This is a genomic window from Oceanisphaera sp. IT1-181 (assembly GCF_033807535.1).
Lineage (GTDB): Bacteria > Pseudomonadota > Gammaproteobacteria > Enterobacterales > Aeromonadaceae > Oceanimonas.
In genome coordinates, this window is the sequence record NZ_CP136856.1 from 1,089,409 (window position 1) to 1,115,164 (window position 25,756).

26 protein-coding genes are annotated in these 25,756 nt (G+C 45.5%); 10 read left to right on the plus strand and 16 right to left on the minus strand.

Annotated elements, in window-relative coordinates; translation table 11 throughout:
• Positions 1–251: 251 nt before the first annotated feature.
• The 5 genes from R0134_RS05065 to R0134_RS05085 form a co-directional block, all read right to left on the minus strand.
• On the minus strand, positions 252–692 hold the full coding sequence (locus R0134_RS05065) for a GNAT family N-acetyltransferase (RefSeq protein ID WP_319783747.1): 441 nt from the start codon (positions 690–692) through the stop codon (positions 252–254).
• A gap of 25 nt (positions 693–717) precedes the next feature.
• The gene (locus tag R0134_RS05070; protein WP_319783748.1) at positions 718–1,182 is read right to left on the minus strand and encodes a DUF2059 domain-containing protein; all 465 of its coding nucleotides are present in this window, start codon (positions 1,180–1,182) and stop codon (positions 718–720) included.
• A gap of 361 nt (positions 1,183–1,543) precedes the next feature.
• The gene (locus tag R0134_RS05075; RefSeq protein WP_319783749.1) at positions 1,544–2,662 is read right to left on the minus strand and encodes a hypothetical protein; all 1,119 of its coding nucleotides are present in this window, start codon (positions 2,660–2,662) and stop codon (positions 1,544–1,546) included.
• 136 nt (positions 2,663–2,798) lie between these two features.
• Entirely contained in the window at positions 2,799–3,380 is a 582-nt protein-coding gene (locus R0134_RS05080) for an alpha/beta hydrolase (protein ID WP_319783750.1), read from the minus strand.
• 65 nt (positions 3,381–3,445) lie between these two features.
• The gene (locus tag R0134_RS05085) at positions 3,446–3,907 is read right to left on the minus strand and encodes an RDD family protein (protein WP_319783751.1); all 462 of its coding nucleotides are present in this window, start codon (positions 3,905–3,907) and stop codon (positions 3,446–3,448) included.
• A 382-nt stretch (positions 3,908–4,289) separates the two neighbouring features.
• On the opposite strand from R0134_RS05085, the gene napF reads away from it, so the two are divergent.
• The 7 genes from napF to R0134_RS05120 all read left to right on the plus strand — a co-directional run bounded on the left by napF (position 4,290) and on the right by R0134_RS05120 (position 11,168).
• On the plus strand, positions 4,290–4,799 hold the full coding sequence (gene napF, locus R0134_RS05090; protein WP_319783752.1) for a ferredoxin-type protein NapF: 510 nt from the start codon (positions 4,290–4,292) through the stop codon (positions 4,797–4,799).
• A complete protein-coding gene (locus tag R0134_RS05095) occupies positions 4,789–5,067 on the plus strand; it encodes a chaperone NapD (RefSeq protein WP_319783753.1) in 279 nt (92 codons plus the stop codon). The genes napF and R0134_RS05095 overlap by 11 nt, the downstream gene beginning before the upstream one ends.
• Before the next feature lie 26 nt (positions 5,068–5,093).
• Complete coding sequence (gene napA / locus R0134_RS05100) at positions 5,094–7,586, plus strand: periplasmic nitrate reductase subunit alpha (protein WP_319783754.1); 2,493 nt, start codon at positions 5,094–5,096, stop codon at positions 7,584–7,586.
• A gap of 98 nt (positions 7,587–7,684) precedes the next feature.
• Positions 7,685–8,182: a nitrate reductase cytochrome c-type subunit gene (locus R0134_RS05105; RefSeq protein ID WP_319783755.1), complete on the plus strand. Its 498-nt coding sequence runs from the start codon at positions 7,685–7,687 to the stop codon at positions 8,180–8,182.
• A 25-nt stretch (positions 8,183–8,207) separates the two neighbouring features.
• Positions 8,208–8,780, plus strand: coding sequence for a NapC/NirT family cytochrome c (locus R0134_RS05110; protein WP_319783756.1), 573 nt, complete (start codon positions 8,208–8,210; stop codon positions 8,778–8,780).
• Between the two features lie 45 nt (positions 8,781–8,825).
• Positions 8,826–8,963, plus strand: a complete 138-nt coding sequence (locus R0134_RS05115) for a TIGR02808 family protein (RefSeq protein ID WP_319783757.1) — start codon at positions 8,826–8,828, stop codon at positions 8,961–8,963.
• Between the two features lie 783 nt (positions 8,964–9,746).
• On the plus strand, positions 9,747–11,168 hold the full coding sequence (locus R0134_RS05120; protein ID WP_319783758.1) for an MBL fold metallo-hydrolase: 1,422 nt from the start codon (positions 9,747–9,749) through the stop codon (positions 11,166–11,168).
• Between the two features lie 80 nt (positions 11,169–11,248).
• On the opposite strand, the gene R0134_RS05125 is transcribed toward R0134_RS05120, so the two are convergent.
• Positions 11,249–12,556 (minus strand): dicarboxylate/amino acid:cation symporter, encoded by a 1,308-nt coding sequence (locus tag R0134_RS05125; protein ID WP_319783759.1) that lies wholly within the window; start codon positions 12,554–12,556, stop codon positions 11,249–11,251.
• A gap of 354 nt (positions 12,557–12,910) precedes the next feature.
• Positions 12,911–13,591, minus strand: a complete 681-nt coding sequence (locus tag R0134_RS05130) for an SDR family oxidoreductase (protein ID WP_319783760.1) — start codon at positions 13,589–13,591, stop codon at positions 12,911–12,913.
• A 586-nt stretch (positions 13,592–14,177) separates the two neighbouring features.
• Between R0134_RS05130 and R0134_RS05135 the strand changes: the two genes are divergently transcribed.
• The gene (locus tag R0134_RS05135; RefSeq protein WP_319783761.1) at positions 14,178–14,537 is read left to right on the plus strand and encodes a hypothetical protein; all 360 of its coding nucleotides are present in this window, start codon (positions 14,178–14,180) and stop codon (positions 14,535–14,537) included.
• Between the two features lie 147 nt (positions 14,538–14,684).
• Here the strand turns inward: R0134_RS05135 and R0134_RS05140 are convergent, their stop codons facing one another.
• Entirely contained in the window at positions 14,685–15,806 is a 1,122-nt protein-coding gene (locus R0134_RS05140; protein ID WP_319783762.1) for a hypothetical protein, read from the minus strand.
• 321 nt (positions 15,807–16,127) lie between these two features.
• On the opposite strand from R0134_RS05140, the gene R0134_RS05145 reads away from it, so the two are divergent.
• A complete protein-coding gene (locus R0134_RS05145) occupies positions 16,128–16,559 on the plus strand; it encodes an OsmC family protein (RefSeq protein ID WP_319783763.1) in 432 nt (143 codons plus the stop codon).
• A 311-nt stretch (positions 16,560–16,870) separates the two neighbouring features.
• On the opposite strand, the gene R0134_RS05150 is transcribed toward R0134_RS05145, so the two are convergent.
• The 7 genes from R0134_RS05150 to R0134_RS05180 form a co-directional block, all read right to left on the minus strand.
• Positions 16,871–17,143 carry a hypothetical protein gene (locus R0134_RS05150; protein ID WP_319783764.1) on the minus strand — a complete coding sequence of 91 codons (273 nt, stop codon included), beginning with the start codon at positions 17,141–17,143 and terminating at the stop codon, positions 16,871–16,873.
• 200 nt (positions 17,144–17,343) lie between these two features.
• Positions 17,344–17,658 (minus strand): hypothetical protein, encoded by a 315-nt coding sequence (locus tag R0134_RS05155; RefSeq protein ID WP_319783765.1) that lies wholly within the window; start codon positions 17,656–17,658, stop codon positions 17,344–17,346.
• A gap of 115 nt (positions 17,659–17,773) precedes the next feature.
• Positions 17,774–18,673 (minus strand): hypothetical protein, encoded by a 900-nt coding sequence (locus R0134_RS05160; RefSeq protein WP_319783766.1) that lies wholly within the window; start codon positions 18,671–18,673, stop codon positions 17,774–17,776.
• Between the two features lie 117 nt (positions 18,674–18,790).
• Complete coding sequence (locus tag R0134_RS05165) at positions 18,791–19,561, minus strand: hypothetical protein (protein WP_319783767.1); 771 nt, start codon at positions 19,559–19,561, stop codon at positions 18,791–18,793.
• 118 nt (positions 19,562–19,679) lie between these two features.
• On the minus strand, positions 19,680–20,609 hold the full coding sequence (locus tag R0134_RS05170) for a lipase family protein (RefSeq protein ID WP_319783768.1): 930 nt from the start codon (positions 20,607–20,609) through the stop codon (positions 19,680–19,682).
• Positions 20,610–20,707: 98 nt separating this feature from the next.
• Positions 20,708–21,547, minus strand: a complete 840-nt coding sequence (locus R0134_RS05175; protein WP_319783769.1) for a DUF4062 domain-containing protein — start codon at positions 21,545–21,547, stop codon at positions 20,708–20,710.
• A gap of 170 nt (positions 21,548–21,717) precedes the next feature.
• The gene (locus R0134_RS05180) at positions 21,718–22,143 is read right to left on the minus strand and encodes a hypothetical protein (RefSeq protein WP_319783770.1); all 426 of its coding nucleotides are present in this window, start codon (positions 22,141–22,143) and stop codon (positions 21,718–21,720) included.
• Between the two features lie 1,197 nt (positions 22,144–23,340).
• On the opposite strand from R0134_RS05180, the gene yegD reads away from it, so the two are divergent.
• Entirely contained in the window at positions 23,341–24,699 is a 1,359-nt protein-coding gene (yegD, locus tag R0134_RS05185; protein ID WP_319783771.1) for a molecular chaperone, read from the plus strand.
• A gap of 214 nt (positions 24,700–24,913) precedes the next feature.
• Here yegD and R0134_RS05190 read toward each other — a convergent pair whose 3' ends face one another.
• Complete coding sequence (locus R0134_RS05190) at positions 24,914–25,171, minus strand: hypothetical protein (RefSeq protein WP_319783772.1); 258 nt, start codon at positions 25,169–25,171, stop codon at positions 24,914–24,916.
• Between the last annotated feature and the right edge of the window lie 585 nt (positions 25,172–25,756).

The following is a 25,756-nucleotide window of genomic DNA, read 5'->3' on the forward strand; positions in this document are numbered from 1 at the left end:
ACCCAGCACCCAGCTAAATAAAACCCCCGAACCTGATGGTCCGGGGGTTTTATTGTTTGTACACGGTGTTTGTCGTGAGCCGTCTTCCTGACGCAGGTCAGGATCTCGATTTAGTCTTAGTCTTAGTCTTAGTCTTAGTCTTAGTCTTAGTCTTAGTCTTAGTCTTAGTCTTAGTCTTAGTCTTAGTCTTAGTTCTTCGGCTCGGCATCACTTAGCCCAAGCCACTTAGCTCACTAACTGCGGTGCGCTCACTAGCGCAGGTTCGCTACCTTAGTGGCCATTTTCACATACGCCACTTCACTCTTATAAAAACGATCACCCTCTACTTGCATACCAAATCGTTGATAAAAACCGATGGCGGATTCTCGTGCATCACACCAAAAGTAACTGAGCTTGGCTTGTTTAAGGTAAGCAAAAATAGCGCTTAACACTTGAGTGCCTACGCCTTGGCCTTGAAACTGGGGCAAGGTGGCGTATTTGCGCAGTCGTGCCTGCTCGCCCTCAATAAATACTGAGGCGACACACACCAAGGTATCGTCAATAAAGCCACCAAAGTGTTGGCCTGCAGCGTCGTTTTCTACCTGTGAGAAAGCCGGCGGTCTATCGGGCCACAGCACCAGGTGGCGCACAGGTATGGTTTGTTGCCAGTCAATTTGGCGAATAGTTAAGTTGGGTTGTAGCCTAGGCTGCATTGCTTGGATCCTTTACTCACAGTTTTTATACCTTAAAAATGCCTTCTTCTTGAAAGCGGTTCATAATACGTTGTTGTATTTTAGGTGCTAATTCTAAGCCAAATTGCTGGCCCGCCTGCACGGCTTCTTCTGAGATAGTCGGCAGTACTTTCAGCATTTTTTTACCCAGCACAGTGTTATTGAAGTCGATCATTTGCTGCAGCTCCTCTAACGTAAAATTTTTACTGTAAATGGGATGCATCATTTTATGGAATTGGCCATTAATGACTAACTCTTCGTTGATCAGTGCTAGGCTTTCTTCTTCGATAATGGCGAATGCTTTGGGATTAATGCTGGGCTGAGACTGTTGTAACATATGACTCATCTGCTGGGAAAAGGCACTGGAAAACTGATTGCCCATCTCAATGGCGGATTGACCGGTCTGCTCGAGCAAAGTGTCTATTAATTTTATTTTTGTGGCCGAGATATTATCGGCCGCAAAAACTTGCACCGACCACATACAGACTAAAACGCTCACTAACAGTGATTTTTTTCATAAAAGATCCTTCTTTGAGATGAAGTTTTTCGGTGATGCTTAAATTTATGCAGATCTTGATATTGTAGGCAATAAATTAGGTGAAGATAAGTAATTAATATATGTTAAATTTATAATGGTAATTAATTGTTATATTTAAAATCACTATTAATAAATAAACAAGTATTCAGGAAGTAAGCATTCGGGTAGCAAGTATTAACATATAGCTCTCACTATTAATTTTATGATGGCACATTGAGCGATTATTAGTTTGAATAAACAACCCGCGAGCCGTTAAGCCCGCGAATTGTTTCTGCCTCAGTTACTAACTAATGACTTAAATGGGGTAGCGGGCAATCGCGGCTAAGTCGTGGCCGCCTGGAATATCCGCTTTCCGTACCGCCATTACCTTAGCGCCGGTGCGCAGTGCTCGGCAGCTAATTTCATCGACCACGCCATAATTGATGGTATCGCCTTCACCGGCAAAGCTCACCGCACCGGTTTCTTCATCTATATAACCCTGCACCACACCGTCAATATCCACCAATAAACGCTCTATGCCGCCAAAGGTAGCCAGGCGCGCCGCATCTGAAATATCGTTGGTGGTACGCTTTTGGCCGGTGCGCTCGGTAAATAAACGCTGAAAATCGTCAATCAAGCTTTGATAATGAGCGTCTAGCACGGGCCGTGCCGCCGTGGCTAACTCAGCTGGGCTTAAATGATCTGGGTTGCCAACAATACTGGAAGGTAACACCTGTAAGCGAGTCAGTGAGCGAAATATGCCATCGAGTGGTTGCGTGGCAGCCAACACTAACGGATGGTGAGAATGCAGGGTAAAGGGCCGTAATGCGGCATTAATTTTGCGCACATAGTTTGCCAAGTAAGCATGATGGGCTTGTCCGCTGGGTTTGTGGTCTTTACCGCTAGAGTCTTTATCGGCCACGTGATTGGTGGCGTCCGCCGCATTATCAGGCAGGTTGGGCACCACTACCTCTTTGGCCGGTAAATCTGGAGACACTTGAATTAAACGCACCGCATTTTCTGACAGCGCCAGAATATAAGCCGTATGCGAAAACGTCACCGCTCGCAGTAATGGTTTAAGGTGAAATCGGTCCGACACTTCCACAATACTCTGTAGCTTGTTGGCCAAGCGATAGGTGCGCAGTGACTCAGGCGTGGCCAAAATGGCGAGGCTGTTTGCTTGGTAATCCCAAAACCCTTTATCGGCTAACAAGCCATCAAACTGTTGCTGCAACTGCTGAATACGGCGCTTTTCAATGCCAGCGACCTCCAGTTGTTTGATGGCTTTCTTGATCAAGTTATTAAGCGTGACCCGAGTTTGTTCGGTTTCACGGCTAATAGGAGTGGTGGCTAAGTAGATAGAGATGCTCGCATCTGAGCGTAGTAGATTAAGGTTGCCGACTTCTTCGACACTGGGCATGTCTAAGTAATACATCAAAAAACCTCCAGCAGGTGACTGAGATTTAACCATAGCATAATGAAGGCATAACAAAACCCCATTGCCAAATAGGCGATGGCCGCAAAAATAGCTCCTACTAGTAAGGCGCTGCCTATGGTTGAGCGTGGCCGATTTAGGCGTCTTTAGCCGACTCCGACGCTAGCCGCATAAACTGGCTAAACAGTGGCTCAACCAGATGCATAGAAGAGTTGAGCCTGTGGTCACCGGGAATTAAATGCAGGCTGCAGTTATGCTGTTCGGCAAAGCGAATGGAATGTGCAGCAGGGATAATATCGTCAGACCAACCGTGCACCACGGCCACAGGTGCATACTGGCGTTGAGAATTAGGCTGAGCGTTAGGTTGATACTGCTGAACTTGGTAGCCGGGTATATACAAAGCAGGGGCCAGTAAAAATACCCCTGCAACCGTTACCGGCTCGCTTGCCTGCTTTGCACTTGTTGGCTTTTCACTTGCCAGCTTTTGAGCCGTAACAAGTGCCACATAACCGCCCATGCTGGAGCCGACCAGTAGCACCTTGCCGGTCTCTTTTTGTAAGAGCGACACCAACAGCTCAACGCGCTGATCTGGGTCGTCCATGCCACTGTAATCAACACTTTCAACGGCATAACCCTGTGCTGTAGCAAGTTCTGCTAGCCTCGCTATCTTACTGCCCCAAGGGCCACTTTCTTTACCGTGCGCAAAGTATACTTTCATATTGAACCCCTTTTATAGTGCCCATCTTTATGCAACCGCTGACCAGTAGTTTCAGCGAGTGGCGGTTATTTATTCGCACTCGTTTCAAACTGCACGGATTCTTTGTGTAAGTTACGGATCACCACAGTGCCCGCCAGCTTATCGTGCCAACCTTGCTTGCGCTTATCTATGCCTATCCAAATAAAGCCTAGGCCAAAGGGCACGGTTGAGATGATGTAGGCGAAGTACCGGCCTATGGCTTGGCCGGTACTCATTTTATTGCCCGTTAGCGCATCTACAATTTCTAGTTTGGTGGCCATTTTACCCGGCGTAGCTCGGTACTTTAACCAAAACCAGATGGTGCCCACAAAAGGTAATATATAACTAAACAGCAGATCCCAAATTCCATGAATATTTTTATCTTCAATAAAAAAGGCATCGCCATAGATGAAGAATAAAGGCACCACCGTAATAATAATTAGCACCACCATATCAATCAGTGATGCACCACAGCGGATCCAAAAACCTGCGTATTCTTTGTTTTCCATGTTTAATGTCTTCCTTATTAGGCAATGGTTTTTGATATCTAGCGCTTAAGCTTTTTTAATATGCCATTAAGCTCATACGAAGCCAACTCATGCGCTGGCATTATAAGCGAGCCGAGTCCTGATATTAAAGTGCGGTTACGCGTATTTCTCTACTGGCGATGCACAGCGATGAGCGTCATTAAGCTGCAACATCTCTGCGCAGTTGGCTTGTAGGCACGGGTAGCGCGAATTGATTGATCTAGATCAATGTTACCTCTGAAATGCCTATTGGTGTGTATTCAGCCTTGGTTATTAAAACTACAATGGCATTTGGGCTAATAAAGGCTTGGATTCCAACGCTTTTTATTGTGTTAAAAGGATCACATTCGACAAGGTAACGGGTATGTCAGATGCTCAGGTTAATCTCTCCAGACGGCAACTTTTTACTCGTCGACACATCATAGATACGCCCTCGCTACCTTGGGTAAAAGCCGCGCAATTTACCGATTTATGTACCCAATGCGGTGAATGTGTAAAGCACTGTCCCACGCAGATTATTCGCGCCTCCGATGGCGGTTTTCCGCGGGTGGATTTTCAGCTAGGCGAATGTACCTTTTGTTATCAGTGTGCCGACGTCTGTCCTGAGCCGTTATTTTTGCCTAAAACAGAACCTGCTTGGCAAGCCAAGGCGGTGATTACAGCAAGCTGCTTGGCCACGCAAAACGTAGATTGTCGAAGCTGCGGTGACAGTTGTGAGCCGTTCGCCATTAGTTTTAAGTTGGCAGTGGGCAGGGTGGCACAACCGCAAATAGACCTAAATAGTTGTACTGGTTGTGGAGCCTGCGTGTCAATTTGCCCAACCTCGGCCATCACCATTAACCAACCCCAATTAGGGAGCGCAAATGTCACTTAATGAAGTGCATATTTCCAGTTTAGTGGTGCACGCTGTGCCCCAACATTTGAGCGTGGTCAAGCAACAAATTGAAGCTTTTGACGGCGCAGAAATTTATGGAGAAAGTGCTGTCGGTAAATTGGTGGTAGTGATTGAAACCCAAAACCAGGGCTACATTACCGACACTATTGATGCCATCAACCAGCTTGAGCACGTATTAAACGTCGCCTTAGTTTTTCATCAAATCGAGAGTGAACTCGATGATGAAATCAGTACCACAGAATCGTAACACTGGATTCTCAGCAAGGATGAATGATGAAAATGACAAGACGTGCATTTGTGAAAGCAAATGCAGCCGCTTCAGCAGCGGCCGTAGCTGGGATCAGCTTACCTCTAGCTGCCACTAATTTAATCGTCAGCTCCGATGAAACCGCCATTAAATGGGACAAAGCCCCTTGTCGCTTTTGTGGTACCGGTTGCTCGGTGTTGGTCGGCACCCAAAAGGGCCGAGTGGTCGCCACTCAAGGTGACCCAGAAGCGCCGGTGAACAAAGGCTTAAACTGCATTAAAGGCTATTTTCTGTCGAAAATTATGTATGGCAAAGACCGCTTAACCACGCCTTTGCTGCGTATGAAAAATGGCCAATATGATAAAGACGGCGACTTTGCACCCGTCTCATGGGATCAAGCCTTTGATGTGATGGCCGAGAAATTCAAAAAAGCCCTCAAAGAAAAAGGCCCTACCAGTGTCGGTATGTTTGGCTCTGGCCAGTGGACGGTAATGGAAGGCTACGCCGCCTCTAAATTAATGAAAGCGGGTTTCCGTTCCAATAACTTAGATCCCAACGCGCGTCACTGCATGGCCTCTGCCGTAGTGGGCTTTATGCGCACCTTTGGCATCGATGAGCCCATGGGCTGTTATGACGACTTTGAACACGCGGACTCTTTCGTGCTGTGGGGCTCGAATATGGCCGAAATGCACCCGGTACTGTGGACGCGCATTACCGACCGCCGTTTAAGTTACTCCCACGTTAAAGTGAACGTGCTCTCTACTTATTACCATCGCAGCTTTGAATTAGCTGATCGGGGCATGATTTTCCACCCGCAATCGGACTTGGCGATAGCCAACTTTATTGCCAACTACATCATTGAAAACGATGCGGTGAATTGGGACTTCGTGACTAAGCACACGCATTTTAAACAAGCCGCCACCGACATCGGTTATGGCCTGCGCGATGACGACCCCTTACAAGTTAGCGCGCAAAACCCCAACTCTGGCGATATGTCAGATATTTCCTTTGAAGAATATAAAGCCTCGGTCGCGCCCTACACGGTAGAAAAAGCCCATGAAATGTCCGGTGTGCTGCCGGAAGACTTGATTGCGCTGGCTCAGCAATACGCGGATCCCAACACCAAGGTGATGTCGCTGTGGACCATGGGCATGAACCAACATACTCGTGGCGTGTGGATGCAAAGCTTGGTGTACAACCTGCATTTGCTGACCGGCAAAATCTCTGAGCCGGGCAACAGCCCGTTCTCGTTAACTGGCCAGCCTTCTGCCTGTGGCACGGCGCGAGAAGTGGGTACTTTCTCCCACCGCTTACCGGCCGACTTATTGGTGGCAAATCCTGAGCACCGCAAAATTGCCGAGCGAATTTGGCAATTACCCGCCGGCACTATTCCGGCCAAGCCGGGCTTTCATGCGGTCGAGCAAGACCGCATGCTCAATGACGGCAAACTGAATGCCTACTGGGTGATGTGTAATAACAACATGCAAGCGGGCCCGAACATCAATAATGAGCGCATGCCGGGTTACCGTAATCCAGATAACTTTATCGTTTGTTCTGACCCGTATCCGACTGTGACCGCACAAGCCTCGGATCTGATTTTGCCTACCGCCATGTGGGTAGAAAAAGAGGGCGCGTACGGTAACGCCGAGCGCCGTACCCAAGTGTGGTATCAGCAGGTGTCGCCAGTAGAAGGTGCTAAGTCTGATTTATGGCAAATCATGGAATTTGCTAAACGCTTTAATATTGAAGAAGTGTGGGACGAAGCACTGCTGAGCCAAATGCCGGAGCTGCGTGGCAAGACCATGTATGACGTGTTATTTGCCAACGGCAAGGTGGATAAATTCCCACTGTCTGAAGCCCAAGAACTGAACGATGATGCTCAAGCCTTTGGCAATTACGTACAAAAAGGCCTGTTTGAAGAATACGCCGAATTTGGTCGGGGCCATGGCCATGATTTAGCGCCTTATGACGTTTATCACCAAGTGCGCGGTTTACGTTGGCCGGTGGTGGATGGCAAAGAAACCTTATGGCGCTTCAACCCAGAATATGACCCTTACGCCAAGCGCGAAGGCCGTGATTTTTACGGCCACCCAGACGGTAAGGCGCTGATTATTTCAGCGCCCTATGAAGCACCACCGGAAGTGCCCGGTGAGGAATACGACTTGTGGCTCTGTACCGGCCGTGTGCTTGAGCACTGGCACACCGGCACCATGACCCGCCGCGTGCCCGAGCTCTATAAAGCCGTACCCGATGCGCATTGCTTCATTCACCCTGACGATGCCGAGTCTCGTAATTTACGCCGTGGAGATGAGGTTTTAATTGAGTCGCCGCGCGGCGAAGTGCGCGCACGGGTTGAAACGCGGGGTCGTAACCGTCCGCCAAAAGGCTTGGTATTCGTGCCGTTTTTTGATGCGCGTATTCTAGTCAACAAGTTGATTTTGGATGCGACAGATCCGTTGTCTAAACAGACCGATTACAAAAAATGCCCAGTGAAGATAACCAAAGTTTCCAGCATATAAGAGTCGCGAGCCTGTCAGTGCTTACTCAGGTAACAGGGCAGTTAGGATTAAGGTCACTCATAAATGAGCCATGAGTGACCGCAAAAAATGGAGAGGTTATGAAAAAAATCATCATGGCATGGCTTGCCGCCAGTGCGCTGCTTGGTGCCGTCACACTGGGTACAGTGCAAATTGCACAGGCAGAAGAAACCGCCAATATGCCAAGTTACAGCAACCCAGGTGGTATTGGCGGTGTGGCATCGTTACGGGGATTAAGTGAAATAGAAACCACGCGCCCAGCGGACGAGTTTAAGCGTTTCCCTAAAGATCATCATGTAGAGACCAGCTATGTGTATCAACCGCCCTTGATCCCACACACCATTCGCAACTATGAAGTGTCGTTAAACGCCAACAAGTGTTTGTCGTGCCACAGTTGGAAAAACGCCAAAGAGATGGGCGCCACTAAAATCAGCGTAACGCATTATGTGAATCGCCAAGAACAAGTGTTGTCCGATGTGTCGCCGCGCCGGTACTTTTGTTTGCAGTGTCATGTGCCGCAAGCGGACGCCCAACCTTTGGTTGATAGCACCTTTCTGAGCGTTGATTCACTGCGTTAATAACACGCACTCAAAGAGTAGAGCGATGAAACTATTAAAGAGATTTTGGCGGCGTTTATCTACGCCCAGTAAAGCTGCAGCAGGCGTTATCTTACTGATGGGCTTTATCGGTGGCTTATTGTTTTGGGGTGCCTTTAACACCGGCATGGAAGCCACCAATACGGAGCAGTTTTGCTCCAGCTGTCACGCGCCCATCGTTAAAGAGATCCGTGAAACTATTCACTACTCTAACCGTTCTGGCGTGCGGGCCATTTGCTCAGATTGCCATGTACCTCATGGCTGGACCGATAAAATCGTGCGCAAAGTGCAAGCTTCCAAAGAGTTAGCCTTTCACTTTATAGGCACCATAGACACGGACGAAAAGTTTAAGGAACGCCGCGGTCACTTGGCCCATCGTGAGTGGCAGCGCATGAAAGACAACAACTCACAAGAATGCCGTAACTGTCATCAGTTCGACTATATGGACTTCTCCGAGCAAGGCCCCCGCGCCGTGCGCCAACACTCAACCGCACTGGCCGCAGGCGACAAAACCTGTGTGGATTGCCATAAAGGTATCGCCCACAAACTGCCGGACATGAGAGACGTAGTTGGTTGGTAATAGTTGGTTGGCAATTAAGAAGCGCCTGAACAAGAGGAGCAACGAATGAGCACATTAGAATACGTTATTTGGCATATTTTAGGTTACGCCGCCATGCCGTTCATTATCTTAGGTGGCTTTATGGCTGTGGCTATCGTGTGCATCAGTATTTTAGCCATGACCAAAGACAAGCAACTTGATTAACAGCAAGAGCGGGCAGGGCAACCTTCCCGCTTTTATATTTTTGTAGGTAAACGCTTGCTCTCGCATTTCGCCGCAGGTAACGGTTTAAACTATCGACACAGACACCAACCCCCTTTTTCGCCACGGAATACACGGAAGAACACGGAAAAATAGAGATCAGATCTGAAAGGGATCTTTAATGGTACCTGATTACCAACAAAGCTCAGCCATGTTGCAGTGAACTAATCACCAATAAATTCAAAAAGTTACATGGAGCGACTCATATTTTCGGTAAGAATATGGGGCTCAGTTTGGTATTTTGACCTTGTAGGGGCCCGTCTCTTCGGCGAAGAGGACTTCGGCCCGGTTTGGTGTTTTGGTCTAAATCTAAACCTCAGTAACAGCCAGCAAAGCTGGCCAGCCGAATAAATTGGCTGCTACAAAGAACAAACCAAAACAACGCGCATCATGGCTGAAGTTCATACGTAATCAGGTAATGGTCAGGGCTAAAACAAAGCTTTAAGCCGTCAGCTGTACGCTATAAGTTAAATATAAGCCCTCGATTCTGTGACCTTTGTAGGCTGCCGCTTTAGCTGGCAGTCCCACTTCAGCAGGATTTTAAAACATTTTTCGTAACGGATGAATGCGGAACCCAAGCAAAAGTGATAGGCGAAATAAAGACTTAATATGCGGGCGGGTTTGGGTGTTTAGCTTGGTGCTCGGCGCTATCTGGCATGATCACTTAATATTCCCCATCGTTGCTAAGCTTGTGTCAGCGGAATACTTCTCTAAGTTGAGGACGAAATGATGACCACTCATATCGAAATTAAACACCATGGGGCCGTGCTCGGTGTCACCGGCTCTTGTCATGAGTTACGAGTAGGGGAATCTTCAATACTGATTGATTGCGGCTTGTTTCAGGGTACCGATTTTCGTGAAGACTTGGATATTGATTTTGAAATTGAGCACATTCGCGCCCTCGTGGTCACCCACGTGCACGTGGATCACGTAGGGCGTATTCCTTATTTGTTGATAGCCGGCTTTAAAGGCCCCATTTTTTGCACCGAGCCCTCGGCCGAGCTGTTGCCCGCCATGCTGGAAGATGCGCTTAAGTTTAATGAGAAGTACAGCAAGCAGCAGGGTAAGCAAATATTAAAGCAAATGGAGCGCCAGCTGCGCCCGCTCCCTTATGAGCAGTGGCAGTCGCTGCTTGGCACCGATATTAAGTTTAGGTTTCAACACGCAGGGCACATTCTAGGCTCGGCCTATGTGGAGTGTGAAGCAGGCGGCGAGCGGGTCATCTTTAGCGGTGATCTAGGTGCGCCAAACTCGCCGCTGCTCATTGAAACCACGCCGCCAACACAGTGCGATGTATTGGTGCTAGAAAGCACCTATGGCGATAAAGATCATGAAAGCCGTGTTGATCGGCGCTTGCGCTTAAAATCCTTAGTGGAGCAGGCCTTTATGGATGGCGGTTTGGTGTTAATCCCCGCCTTTAGTTTGGGCCGTACCCAAGATTTACTGTATGAGCTAGAAGGCATTATTCACGACTTTGGCCAAGACCATGCCGCCCCTAATGTGCCTTGGAACAAGCTAGAAATTATCCTCGACTCGCCGCTGGGAGCCAAGATTACCGAGCTGTATCGCAGTTTAAAATCGTACTGGAATCAAGAAGCTCAAGACTTACTAAAACAAGGCCGTCACCCACTGACCTTTGATCAGTTAACGATTATCGACAGTCATGAAGATCACTTGATCTGCCTTGAAAGCCTCGTTAAATCCGACAAACCGGCCATCGTGATTGCCGGCTCCGGCATGTGCGCCGGTGGGCGCGTGGTGAATTATTTAAAAGAGCTATTAGCCGATCCACACAACGACGTTATCTTTGTTGGCTTTCAGGCCGAAGACACGCCTGGGCGCGTTATCGTCCAAAACGGCCCGCGCTTTGGTGAGGACGATCCTACTGACGAACCAGACGAATATGCGTGGGTAGAGTTAGACGGTGAGCGCTATGAAATTAACGCCCAAATTCACAAACTCAACGGCTACTCGGCCCACGGCGGACAAACCGATTTAATCAACTTCGCCCTGGCGCTAGATCCACCCCCAAGGGAGATCCGCTTAGTGCACGGCGAAACTGCGGCCAAGCTGGTTTTACAAGCCAAGCTGCAAGCACTGCTGCCCAGCGTGGATGTGGTGATACCGCTAATGGAAGACGCAGGCTAAAATAGCGTCTCTAACCTAATAAAAAAAGCCCCTCTCACGCATGCGTGGGAGGGGCTTTTTATTTTACTTAGCTTACGGCGTTATACAGCGCGAGCTGCTGTGGTGTCCGCGTTATGCTCTTGAATCGCCGGATTATTACCTGTATCTGCTGATGAGAATGACTCTGGAGTATGACCCTCAGCACGGCGACCATCAAGACGTTCAAGCAAGGCTGCGTTAGCACAGTTACCCATCACGTTGAGCGCGGTACGCAAACCATCAGTGAAGCGATCTACACCTGCGACAACCGCAACCCCTTCCAGCGGTAAACCGGCAGCACCCAGTACCGTGGTCATGGCTACCAGTCCGGCTCCGGGCACACCTGCGGTAGAGAAACTGACTAACAAGCCGGTGGTAAATACGGTGAGTACCAGCGAGGTGGTAATGTCGATGTTGAACAGCTGGGCGACGAACAGCGCATTAAAGCCTTGCAGTACGGCGGCACCATCACGCTTAAGGGCAGTACCGAAAGGCAAGGCAAAATTGGCCAGCGATTCGTTCATGCCGTAGCTGCGCGCATTGCCAAGCGCTAGCGGCAAAGTGGCGCCTGAGCTTGCGGTGCCCAGAGCAAACCCTAAGCTCTGGCCAAAATGTTTAACGAAGCTTAACGGGCGAGCACCGGTAATGGCCAGCAATACCAGATAGAACAGGGCCATCAAGGCCAAAGCCAGCGTTAGGCCAATAACATACATGCCAAGACGCAGCAGTAAATCCAGTCCTTGGGTCGCGATCACCGAGGTAATTAACGCAAACACGCCAAGCGGGGCAATCTTGAGCACTAATTCCAGCACCTTGAGGGTGACGTTATAGCCACTTTCAATAACGCGGCGCAGTGGGTCACTCTCTGCTGGCAAGGCGCGCATGGCGGTGCCGATTAACGCGGCGGCGAGAATAACCTGCAATAGGCTACCACCGCCCAGAGCGGTAAATGGATTATCTGGCACTAGCCCTACCAACCATTGACTAAGGCTATCCGCTTGGCGGCCGGTGGCGGTTTGACTCACTAAACCCTCTGTACCGCTGCCCGGACTCAACCATTGGGCCACCAGCATGCCCAGCGCCAGTGCGATGGCACTGGTCAACACATAGCCGATCAGCAGGCGACCAGCGCGACGGCCCACTTCGGTCCCGCCTTCACGGCTGGTCAAGCTTAGGATCAGGGCACTGAACACCATGGGCACGACCACGAACTGCAATAAGCGCAGAAAGATGTTGCCCAGCGGCTTCAGCAAGTTGGCATCCAGCCAGACGATAGCACCTGCAGGCAGTGATCCCGCTCCGGTATTGAGGGCGAGGCCGGTAACAATGCCCAGCACAAGAGCAAGTAAGATCTGACGAGTTGCGGACATGTAGACTCCGGATATCGGCGGTGGCGGCAGCCAAGCCAAGTGAAATGATGTGGAATTTTGGCATTATTGTTTTATAAGTTAGCTATATCAATAGCTTGATTGATACCGATATGGAATAAGGTAGGTCATTTGAGTTACACCAGATGCGAGCGTGTTAAGCGCGCCCGCTTTTGTAAGGAAATTGAGCAGGGAAGAGTATTCAGCAGCAAGCTATGCAAGCCCCATGTAAAGCGAGTGCGAAAACATGGGGGCTGTTAGATTAAATAGGGGCTGTGAGCCACAGTTCTGGATACGGGTATCACATTTAGATTAAGGGCTTTCCCCTGACTCAGCATGGTTCAATACCTGTGCCAACTACTTAGTGGGCATCAGGGTAATTTCGCGTATATCGCATCTTGGATTGGCAGAAATGGCATACATCACAGCGTCCGCCACATCGCTTGGGTCTAGCTTGTCCGGTTTGGCTTCGTCAAAAAAGGGCGTGTTGACCATGCCGGGGCAGATAGTGGTGCAACGACCATTCCACTCCGCCATTTCAGCCGCTAAATTTTGGCCAAATCCGTAAGCAAACCATTTGGTGGCCCCATACACGGAGCCTTTCAGGGTTTTCTTGCCGGCAACAGAGCTGGTAATAATAAAGTGGCCTTGGGTTTCTTTTAATGCGGGTAGGCTGGCTTTAGCAGTAAACAGTAACGCATTGATATTCACATCCAGCATGGTTTTCCACTCACTTGGCTCACCGTTTTCGATACCAGGAGTGTTAACACCCGTGCCCGCATTGGCGAACACCACGTCAATTCTGCCAAATTTTTCTTTAGCCTTTTCAACCACCTTGGTAATTTCATCCAGCTTTGATACGTCTGCCGTCACTGCTAACACCTTATCTTCACCCCAACGCTTCACTATTTTTTTGAGTTTATCTGTGCTTCTCGCCGTGATCACGACCTTGTGCCCCGCTTCAATGACCTTATCTACGGTCGCCGCCCCTATGCCGCTAGAAGCGCCGGTGATCAGTACTACTTTTTCATTTTTCATGGTGTTTATCCTTAATATAAGCGATGTTTAGCTCGTTAACGTGAGCGCTATAAGCCTGTCATTCTTTTCTCACTACAGGGTAGTAGAGTGATCTAATATCAACAGCAGAGCCTTTTCCTGCATCATGATCTCACCTGATTACCCACAAAGCTCAGCCATGTTTCAGTGAACTCAGCACCAATGAATTCAATAGGTTACAGAGAGGCATGTCGAATATCCTGCTGGCCATACGTTCAAGACCCACAACCACGCCAAATTTCAAAACGTTGCACCGTAGAGGCCGCTTTAGCTGGCCGGTGGCGCGGAGCGCCACCAAGATCTTCAAACCGCACGGCGTTGACAAAGGCACCTACAAAACACACCTCGTTTAACATTGATGTGGTTTGTAGGTTCTTGTTTTACTGCGTAAAACCGGCCAGCTAAAGCGGCCTCTACCGCAAAGCAATAGCCTTGCTGCACCCTGCTTGTATTGATGTCGCAGCAGGGTATGGATACGAGAAAAGAACAAACCGAAACAGGGTGCATTATGGCTGAGGTTCATACGTAATCAGGTGATCTCAAGCTGACACAACAAACCGGAGTAATGATGAAAACTAAAATTATGGTCGCGCTTACCACTGTCGCTTTTGCACTCACGGCTCATGCCGCCCAAGACCCTGTACCTGAGATTATTTTTGTACCCGATAATGCTCAAGTGGTGGAAGCCGAAAACAAATGGTTTGGTGGCTTTGAACTGGAAGCCAACATATCAGGCAGCACACTGCTTGATATCAGTGAACAGGTGAAAGCTTTTTACACCGATAAGGGCTTTGAACTGAGCCAGGAACAAGCCGATGACGACGACATTGAGCTGCTGTTCGTTAAAGAGCAAGAGAGTGTTGAAGTCGATATCGAGTTAGAGCATAACGACATTATCGAATACAGCGTCGATTACGAAACTAAATAACGGCGGCTTAGCCGTCGATAATGCAACGGCGGTAGCAACGACGAGAGTGTAGGGCGGCAAGAAAAAGGGTTAGCTTCAGCTAACCCTTTTTTGTGTTTAAATTTTATCTGTTAGCCATAAGCTTAGTGTTAGTTAAGCTGGCGCGAGTTAGACCGGATAGCGGGCGATTACCGCTAAATCGTGGCCGCCTGGAATATCCTGTTTGCGTACCGCCATTACCTTGGCACCGGTGCGCAAAGCACGACAGGTGATTTCATCGACCACACCATAATTCATGGCATCGCTTTCGCTATCAAACATCACTTCGCCGGTTTCATCGTCAACAAAGCCATCGACCACGCCGTCAATATCAACCAACAGTCGCTCGATCCCGCCGAAGGTGGCAAGTCGCGCCGCACTGGAAATATCCGTGGTGGTACGGCTTTGGTTGGTGCGTTCTTCAAACAAGCGCTGGAAGTCGACAATAATACTGGCGTAATGGGCGTCAAGTATTGGGCGGGCCGCCGTTGCCAGATTGGCTTCGTTTAAGTGTTCAGGATTACCGGCAATCATGTCTGGTAATACGGCGGTCGAACTTAGCGAGCGGAACAAAGACGCTAACGGTTGGGTGGAAGCCAGCAGCAGCGGGTTATTGCTGTGCATCAGTATCGGCCTAAGTGCTGCATTAATTTTACGCACATAGTTGGTTAAGTACGCTTTGTGTCCTTGCCCCGCAGAGCGGTGGCCGCTGCCTTTAAAGTCTTTGTCGACCAGCTTATTAGTGGCATCTGCCGCATTCATGGGCATATTAGGCACGTCAATAACGCGGGGTGGCGAGTTAGGAGAGATCTCGATCAGTCGTACGGCATTTTCTGAAAGCGCTAAAATATGCGCCGCGTGGCTAAAGGTAATCGCACGCAGTAGCGGTTTTAGATGGAAGCGATCGGACACTTCAACAATATCGGTCAGCTTGTTCGCCAAGCGGAAGGTGCGCAATGATTCCGGTGTGGCCAAAATCGCCAAACTGTTGGCCTGATGCTCCCAAAATTCCTGATCCGCTAACAAGTCATCAAACTGATCTTGTAATGCTTGGATATGTTGTCGTTTATCGAAGCCGGTTTTTTCAAGTTGGCTAATGGCCTTCTTGAATAAGCTATTAAGGTGAGTACGAGTCTGCTTGCTCTCTCGGCCAAGTGGCGAGGTTGGCAAGTAGATAGAGATGCAGGCATCGGAGCGCATCAGGTTGAGATCACCGATTTCATCGGTACTAGGCATGTCCACGTAATACATTCAAAGCCCCTTGTAAGTCCAAGTTCTCGATTACCGAACATAGCACATGGAACAGCGAAATAAGCGCCTTCGCAGAGCATAATCGCCACCGATCACCAGACTGAGAACCAGATCGCTTTATCGGAATTATTGCGACTAAATTTCGGGTTACTCAGTGAACTTACCGTGGTTTTGCATTGTCCTATACGAGCTGTCCAACAAGCCTTCTAAGTTGGTCATCAGGTTGGCTATTATTGAGAAGGCACCTGTTTATTGAATTATCTGTTTACTAAACTACGTGTTTGTAGAGCTACCTATTTATAAAATGCGAGGGAACAGATCATGAGCATAAAAAAAACGGCATCAGCACACTGGGAAGGCGATCTTAAAAAAGGCAAAGGCACTATCTCGACCCAGAGCGGCGCTTTGAAAGAAAATCCTTACGGTTTCAATACGCGTTTTGAAGACCAGCCCGGCACCAATCCGGAAGAGTTGATTGGCGCAGCCCACGCCGGCTGCTTCTCAATGGCATTTTCTATGCTATTAGGCCAAGAAAACTTCACCCCAGACAGCATCGACACCAAAGCCACGGTAACCCTAGAAGAACAAAGCGACGGTTTTGCGGTAACTGCCGTACATCTAGCAATGACCGCCCGCATTCCCGGTATCGATCAAGCCAAGTTCGACGAGATAGCCGGTAAAGCCAAAGTCGGCTGCCCCATCTCCAAGCTACTTAATGCCAAGATCACGCTAGACGCCAAGCTGCAGAGCTAACATGAAAAAGGGTGCCTCAATGAGGTACCCTTTTTGTTTGTTTCTAGCATGAGTGGCTTGTTAGTTTTATATCAATGGCGGATGAAGGTCTACTCCGCCCCTATGCTGCTGTGTTGCCTATAGGTGACGTTAACCAGCCATTTAGTGACCAAAAAGCAGGGCAAGCTTCGGAAGCGAGCCAGATGATTTATATATCATCACCGCAGCAGTAATTAACATGGATGTCTTGTTAGCGCTATATCTCCTAGAGCGTATAACGCTAAGCTAAGCGGCGCAGCTGGCTGCGTCCAATGCTTGAGCGCCTTGTTAGGCTATTTTGAAAAGAAATACTCTTTTTTGTTATTATAATTCACATGACTCTTCAACATTTTCTTGTTGTTATTCGTCGTAGGATCATTTTTAACATCAGAATTTGAAAGAATGGCATTAATAGACGACTCCGCATATTTCTTACCATTATCTTGAATAATTTTTTCTTCTATAATCCAACTCTTGAGTTCTTCAGCTGTAAATGGTTCAACTAAGATTCCTGTTTTAGTTGCATTCATAATTTGTCCAATTAATGTCATCGGAGGTTTTAACATCGTCTAATTTCCTTTTTTACATTTAAGTATCAATATTACAGATATATAGCCTAACACTAATGTAGGGCGCCCACTGTTTGAACGTATCAAGCAGACTAACTTTTAAGCCAAAAATAGCGAAGTTATTGGGTCGCATTGCCCGCCTTGTTAGACAGACTGATAACACTAAATAAAACTATCAAATAGCACTTATTACCTTGCTAGTCATCTGAATAGTTATTATCTATTATACTTGTAAAGTCAGAATAAAATTGCTGAGAAAGATATTTATATCCATCATGATTATGCTCATAACAGTAATCAACATTGTTAATTTTAGTTATAAATACAGGACCATTACCACCGTCAGCAGCTATAACATCGTGCCATCCATAATGAACGATACTAATAATTCTAGAATCAGGATGTTCTAACTCTCTACGTGCATGGACTTCACTTTGGGCAGGCATCATATATTGGTATTGCTCATCTAAATTTCTTAGTTTTGCTAAGTAAAAACGTGCTTTTTTTGCCATGATATTACCCTCGATTGTTTACTGCCTAACGCCAACATAAGCGTCAATAAAATAGTTGGTTAAATGTTGAACGAAGTGAAAAAACCAACTATTTAATGTTGTTGTTATGTGCTTATTAATAAAGTAAGTTTTCATATTTTTGTGGTAATAAAGCAAACTCGCCCCAACCTAACCTCTCAAGACAAAGACCTGCTCCACTTTCAGTGATAGTGCCGTACATTAGAATAACTCTCCCCTTAGATTCATCACTAATTCCTTTTTCTTGTTGGTCTTCATCCGTCTGCTTAAAATAGAAGTCAGCATGGTTTCTGTGCTTATAAACCAACTTAGTCATTCTTATATTTTGTGGCGTTTTTCCTGCGTTGGACGATTTAATTATTTTTCCATAATATAATCTAGGTTTGTCATCCACTTCTGAGACTGTTGAGATATCTGTAATTAAGTCAATTAGCTGAACTGCATACTGACCTCGTGGCATGAAAAAATATCTATGGATATTATCATCAAATTTAGTAACTAGCCCGCGAACCGTTTTGAACTTGCTAGGGAGTTTAAAAGACTCTCCACGATGCCGGCCAATAGGAACATCCGCCTCTGGACCGTCTAGTTCCTCAACTGGAGTTTGATCATATTCTTTTGCGTCTTTTTTTGGGGGAATTGGCTTAGTTTTTATGAAACCTTCAACGATTACTAATTCTTCATTTTGTATGGCTTTTTTAGCTTCTTCCTCTGTTAAATATTTTTTACCTTCTGCTCTTTTCGTTCTTAAACCACAATCTGTTTTAATTCCTCTAGAGTGTCCGAAGTATGCTTTTCTCCCATTATCAGATACATCTTTATCTTTCGGTGAACGATATAAGTTAGCGCAACATTCGGGACAAAACAATTGGCCTCTCATCGTAGCCTCATATTCACTCACTAGAACTTTTTTCGCATTTTTTCTTAAAGTATCTTTGTCACCATTTACAAAAGACCAATCATCTAGGTTTAATGCATATTTTATTCTATTATCCATTGGAACTCCTTTGATATAACAAAACACATAACGCCTCATTAAGAGGCAAAAAATTGTTAGCCAAAATCAGTGAGGTACGAGCACGGCCAACTGTTTTTTGTCCTTTTGAATGACTTGTTAGCTGGTTACCCATTGAACACCAAAGATAAGAGCTCCATACTTGTCATAAATAAGATACAACATAGATAAAGTCATAATTAAGCACATTCCTGACATTATATAATCGAACTTAGAGTTATTCTCATTATTTAAAAGCCGCTTAGTGGTACGGGCGAAAAGATAGCCGCACATAAGTAATTGAAAAATAAGTACAATAGGGAGGAATAATTTAACTCTATCATCTATTTTTAATACTACATCATCCCAATCAACAACTTGAAAACCATCTTTATAACCTTTTATGCGTCCATTAATAAAGAATTCACTATCTTGATTCCCACTAAATAGAACATTAATCAAACCACCATCTCCGGACTCTATTGCTTCATCCCCAACTATATTTATATATAAACAATTTTTTTCTCCATTTACATCTAGAGAAAATTGTAAGTTTTCTCTAGATGTTTCTATGAATCTTGCTTGTAAAATACGCGTATTTTCATTGGGGCATAACCGCAACCTATCTGTTTCTGAGAACATAGATTTATCAAGGTAATTACCACCTGCGTTCCACATCAATATATCTGTAGAATACAGATTATCTATTTTATTTCTTTTCCAAAGGAGAGTTAAATCACCTGTTTTATCTGTAACTTCAGCCAATAATCTTGATGTCTGTACCGCATATTTAGGTTCAACTTCAGCTTTGGCTGCAAAGTAAAGAACCACGGCCACACTTATGCCTATAATTATTCCAGTCAATGGATGCTTAATTATTTTATTGAACAACTTTCATACTCCAGCGTTTTTTACCAGCTAACGCCCGCTTAAGCGGAAAAATATAGCTGGCTAAAATGTTGAACGGAGTGAAAACAGCCAGCTGTATTTTTTCCGTTTGAAGCGCTTGTTAGCTGACATTACACAATTTTTTGACTCTACTCATATACAATTCCATATCATGTTCTTTGATACCTTTATATGTAGCGAGTCCATAAATAAATTTAGTAAATGAGCTACCTTTGACTTTAGAGTGATCTATTTCACTTTCTGAATTAAGGCAGTATTCAATTAAGCTATCTTCATACCCAAAGAGTTTTGAAGGTATTGTAGGTACGATATCCGCTTGGTTATAAATATGGTACGGACTTGCAAAGTGCTCCATTGCATGGAAATTCCCGTACCTTGGCATTCCAAATACGTAACAAGAGATAGTTCTAAGGTGATAGTTAATTCTGTTATGGCTAAAATACCGATCTCTGTAAGGATCTTCATTCCAAATACCATGTAATATAGCAGCTAATGCTCCACCAAGAGAATGAACCGTAACGTATATTTTATTTCCTTCCCCATAACGTGTTGTGATTTCTGAAAATATTTCACGAATACAACTTATAGTAGCTTTGTGAAAGCCTTTGTGAAAAAATATGTCTCTATCTTTATACGGGTGTGGGCGAGATTTCATAGCATTTATATTAACAAGCCAATCATAAAGTTGCTGAGTTCCTCGCATCGATACAAATATAACCTCTTTGACCTTTACAATGATAGCGATCGCATATGGTCTTTCTACAATGAAAAAATCACCAAAATCAGAGTTGTTTAATCTTTGGGTTAAATTAGTCACCCTTCCATTTTTTATAATTTGTTTATATTCCTCACAGGGAATCAAATTAGCTCTATTTGCATTCTTTAATTCGTACTCTGGAATGTGTAGGTAAGCAACTTTTGAAAATATCGAAGAAACGTAAGCCTTATTCCAATCAAAAGACCCATCCTCCCAATTATTGACACTATTAATAACCTTCCAAGCTTCTGTAATTCTATCGGTGACTTCCATACCCTTCCTTGTCAGCTAACGCCCGCAGCACGCGTGGCTATGTAGTGGAGGCGAAGCCGCAACGGAAAAAGCCATCGCTGTGACTGCGCTTGTTATATTTACAGTTCTATCATATCTGCAATCTGGTAGCCCAAATTACTGACTTCGAAGACTTCTCCTTTATGCCCTCGCTCAATCAGTAAATCTTTATATGTTAGCTCTTCAAGGGCAGCTTCCCATTTTGCAATCTCTCTTCGATCGCTTGATGGGATAAAGTTTTTACCGTTAGTTTGTATATCTGTTCCACCGCTGTGACGTACATGCAATATATTTCCATGAGGATCTAGGCTTGCTTCTTTAAGCAGAGCTCTGGCTTCTTGACTTAACTCTGGCAATTGAATTGAAGACTCTACAGGAGGTGCGATACTCTCCGAATTTATATCTTTAAATAGCGGGTGTTCGTTTAACTTAAGTTGTAAATGACGATAGAATTTTTCTTTGAAGTCAGTATGACTATCGTAACTTTCGTAAAGACCACGACTTTGACAGGATTTTTTAAACTCTTTCAATTCTTCGACCTGCTTTAGGTCTACTGTATCCATCGCAACAGGCTGACTAGAAAAATAGAGCATGGCCGGCTTGCCAGTTGATATATGCTTTTCGATTTCTTCGACAGTTCCGCTTACGTATTTAGCTGTAGGAGTCCCAATACGAGTCCAAAACACACCTACTAAAAAATCACACCTATCTAAAACTTGCTTATTGATGATTTCTTGGGCGCTTCCACCCATTTCGGGTGAGGAGTGCGACTCCCATCCAATTGGCATTAATACGATATTTCTTGCCTCGGAATGCACTGCGTTCCATTCATAAATGACGTCACGAATAATTGTTCGTTCTGAAGCCACGTCTCCGGGAGACGCAATCATTACGTTAAAAACTTTTGATATGTAACTCATGCAGAAAAACTCTCCGTATAAATATAACGCCGCCAACACAGGCGAGCGTCAGCGAGTCCAGCCAGCTTGCTGGCGTTTGTGATTGGCCTTGTTATGAGTTTCAAGCAAACAACTAACATGGGAGGCCTGTTAAGCTGAGGGTGTTAATATGGGTGGCTGGTTAGTCTGCTCTATTTGCTGCGACCGACGTATACAGCCAAAGACATAATTACCAAGACTAAAGTAGTTAAAATTTGAGTGAACACATAAACTTCACTACCAATACAATTTAGAGCTGTTCCTACATTTGTAAATGTGCCGACAGATAAGGAATCATAAACTGAATTTAACCATGCATATGGTCTTGACGGATCTAAAGTAAAATATAAGGAAGCCGACAAAATATAAATTTCAACGTAGCTAACAGTAGCAAGGCGAATTCGATCATATTTTGTTAGAAAAGTATTCCTCTCTGACATTTTATTTTTTGGTTTAGACACTACATCTTTATAGAAAGCAATTGAAATTTCACTACACCTAGAGAAAAAACGCACAGAAGAAAACCAAAATAGAAAATCTAAAATGAGTTCAAGATAAAAAAATATTCCAATTAACAAATACCAAACACCTGAAATTATAATATTATACTTATTCCACACTTTAATAAATATTGTTTGATAATAATTTCTCTTGAACAATTCAAAATCATGACCACTTAACGATTTAAATATCGATGCAGTACAATAATCAGGTGAATATAAACGACTTTTATTTTTCCATACTTCTTTTAACAATGACTTAAAAGAAAATTTAACGTAACAACGTAAGTGAAAAAGTTTAGCTAAAAACAAAACTAGAAAATAAACAAAAAAGGCAGCTAAAAAAGAACTAATACTTGAGGTATAAATATAAAAAAAAGAGTAAATACTTTCCAAAAGATCACAAATCACTAATTAAATACTCCGAGATTACGTTTGAGCTATAACAGCTTAATATTGCGCATGCACGTTTTTGTGCATCGTATTTTTCATCGTTACCTCTGATAAGAGGCTGTTTTATTGTGATATTTTTAATATTGTTGTCCCTTATCACGACGTTCTAAACGCGCATGCTCGAATTGTCCGTTGCTGATGCTTATTTTCTTCACCTGCCTGAATTTTAACACTCTGATTATTATCGATTTTATTTTATCCTTCGGATCAATCCGAGCATGACAGTTGTACATTTTGAGCATGCCTATGTTTAACAGAGTGCTGTTTATAGGGCAGGCTACCGCCGACTCATGAAGAGCGAGACTCTTTTAATCGAGAATATTTGAGGCCAGATCATCAACATTACTGTAACTGAACTCATACGAAGCTGCCGCATTATAGACAAAGTGAGACGCAATTTGAAAGAGAAGCTGCAGCTTATACTCGGGAGTAGGACTTACTCCCACAGGCCACGCCGCAATTGACGGGGAGGGCAAAGGGATCTGCGTAGCCGACCATCACATTACAGGGACGTAATGTGCTGAGCGCCACAGGGACTGTGCTTGAGCGAGTCGGCGTAGTAGCCCCTTTGCACGCTAGCTAACATCTGATCGGAAGCAATGGTTTTAGTCGATTATTGCTCAAACTAAAATTACCTGCGCGTAAGCGAATGCTTCTTAGATTTTCATCCATCAATGAACTCCGTTTTCCGCTATAATGCCGCTTCATTTTTTTAGCCTAGCCAACGCTACCTCGTCGTTTTCGACTGAAGGGCGGCCTTGAGCTATTGGCTTGCTCAGTGTTTTTTGAGCTTCAGCATTAGATTTTAAGTGAGATTTCAACATGATCGGATTTGACTACGGTACTTCAAACTGCGCGGTTGGCGTGATGGAAAACGGCGCGCCGCAGCTGTTGGCGCTGGGCGAGCATGGCCGTTACATTTCGTCCACCTTGTATGCACCGAGTCGAGATGTGATTGTTAACTGGTTACATAAGAACTTGAGTGCGTCTGAGCAGCCAGCGTTTCAGCAGCAGCGCACGCGTCAGCTGCAAAAAGGGCAGGGCGCATTACGCGAGCTGGTGCTAGACGGCTACCCCACTGAATTGTCGTTTGGCCAACAAGCGCTAAAAGATTACCTGCAAGAGCCGGACGAAGGCTATTACATCAAATCCCCTAAATCATTCTTAGGTGCCACCGGTTTGCTGCCACAACAAGCTGAACTGTTTGAAGACATAGTCGCGGCCATGATGAGCAATATTAAAACACTCACCGAGGCCAGGCTGGGCAGAAACGTTAGCCAAACCGTGATTGGTCGGCCGATTAACTTTCAGGGTTTACGCGGTGAAGAGAGCAATCGCCAGGCCATTGAAATATTAACCAATGCCGCCAAGCGGGTTGGCTTTAAAGACGTAGAGTTTCAATTTGAACCGGTGGCTGCCGGCTTTGAATATGAAGCCAGCCTAAGCACAGAGACCAAAGTGTTAGTGGTCGATATTGGCGGCGGTACTACCGACTGCTCAATGCTACTGATGGGCCCTAAACAAGCGGCCTCGCAAGACAGAACTGCCGACTTACTCAGCCACAGCGGCGAGCGAGTGGGAGGTAATGATTTTGATATCGCCTTTGCCCTAAAAGGCATAATGCCGAGCTTTGGCTTAGACAGCATGTTGAAAATCGGTAAGCCCATTCCTACCAACAGCTTTTGGCAGGCAATGTCGATTAATAACATTCATAACCAAACCGAATTTTACAGCGCCGCCAATGCGCGCTTTTTAGAGCAGCTAGTGCGTGATGCCGAACAGCCTGAATTACTAAAGCGCTTATTAACCGTGCAGAAAAACAAGCTCAGCTATCGGGTAGTGAACGCCGCCGAGCAAAGCAAAATCGGCTTAACGGACAGCACAGAGCAGTTGGTGAATTTATCCGATATCGATAAAGGCTTGAGCTTAAATCTGGATCGAGAAGGTTTTGCTAAAGCCTGCAACCGTGAACTGAGTGCCATCACCGCGTTAATGACCGATGCCATTGCCCAAGCAGGCTGTGAGCCAGACGTAGTGTTTGTGACCGGTGGTACCGCTAAATCACCAGTATTGAATGAGTTTTTAAAGCAGCAGTTTCAGAATACGCCCATTGTCATCGGCGACCACTTCGGCAGCGTAACCGCAGGCTTAACCCGCTGGGCAAACAAGATTTATTCGTAAGTCAGGTGAGAAGTGAGACGTAAGAAGCAGGCGAAAGGGGAAGGTGGTTGAGAAAAACCCGAACCTGTTTTGCAAGAGAATGCACGGCAGGATACAGAAATTGAGTTGCTTGCCGTTTGCCTCTGGCATCAAGCACAGCACACTCGGACGCAGGTGGTGCTGTATTGGCCTGCTTAAAGTCAGTAGGCCTTTCACCAATTTAAACCTGTAACGCTTAGTATCCTCTCACCCAAAAAGGTTTTCTTTTGATACTAATCGCAAAGAATGCTGCGCCTAAAACTGCAACCATTAGCCCCCACAATAAAGCGTCGGATTCAGAGAGTTTAATGCCTATTACCATCGAAATAAGTCCTCCAATAATAAACAGCAGTGCACCGCCGCCATCAGGACGTTCTTCGTAGGATCCACAACTTGCACATATCTCAGCTCCAGCTAGCAGTTCATATTTACAAAATGGGCATGTCTCATCCATGATTTTATTCCTGTGAAAAACTCAATAATAAGGGGTGAAACTTAAGGAAACTCACATTTTTTAGATAAAGCTAGGGCGTGTTGACGTTTCACGCTAAGTCATTGAAATAAAATAAATTTAATAAAAACGGCTTTTTGTGATTTTCCTTTTAAATCAATCTGTTATAGCGAAGCGGGAACAGGCCCTAATGTTGATTATGCGTATTAACACTTATGCTATTTATTGTGTGCTTATTTTACATAGTGCTTAAATGAGCTAGCCCTCATTGTCCGCGTTCCTGCTGGCGGACGGGTCTTTCTTGTCTAAGTTCTTAAGATAGCAGCATAGATACTCAGGTGTACGCGAGCGTGGGTTTTTTTAACTGCAATATTTAGGGAAATAGGATAGTACAAAAAAACAATGTCATAAAAATTATCTAAAATAACGGCGGTAACTGTGTTTAAAGCGGACGAGGCATTAAATCTTTAGCGACACATTAATTTATGCTTGTTTTGTATCACAACCCTAGCTAAAAGTTCAATCGAGTCCGTTCATTATAGGCAAAATCAGGCGCGATTTAAAAGGCTGAATTAGCATCTATCATCA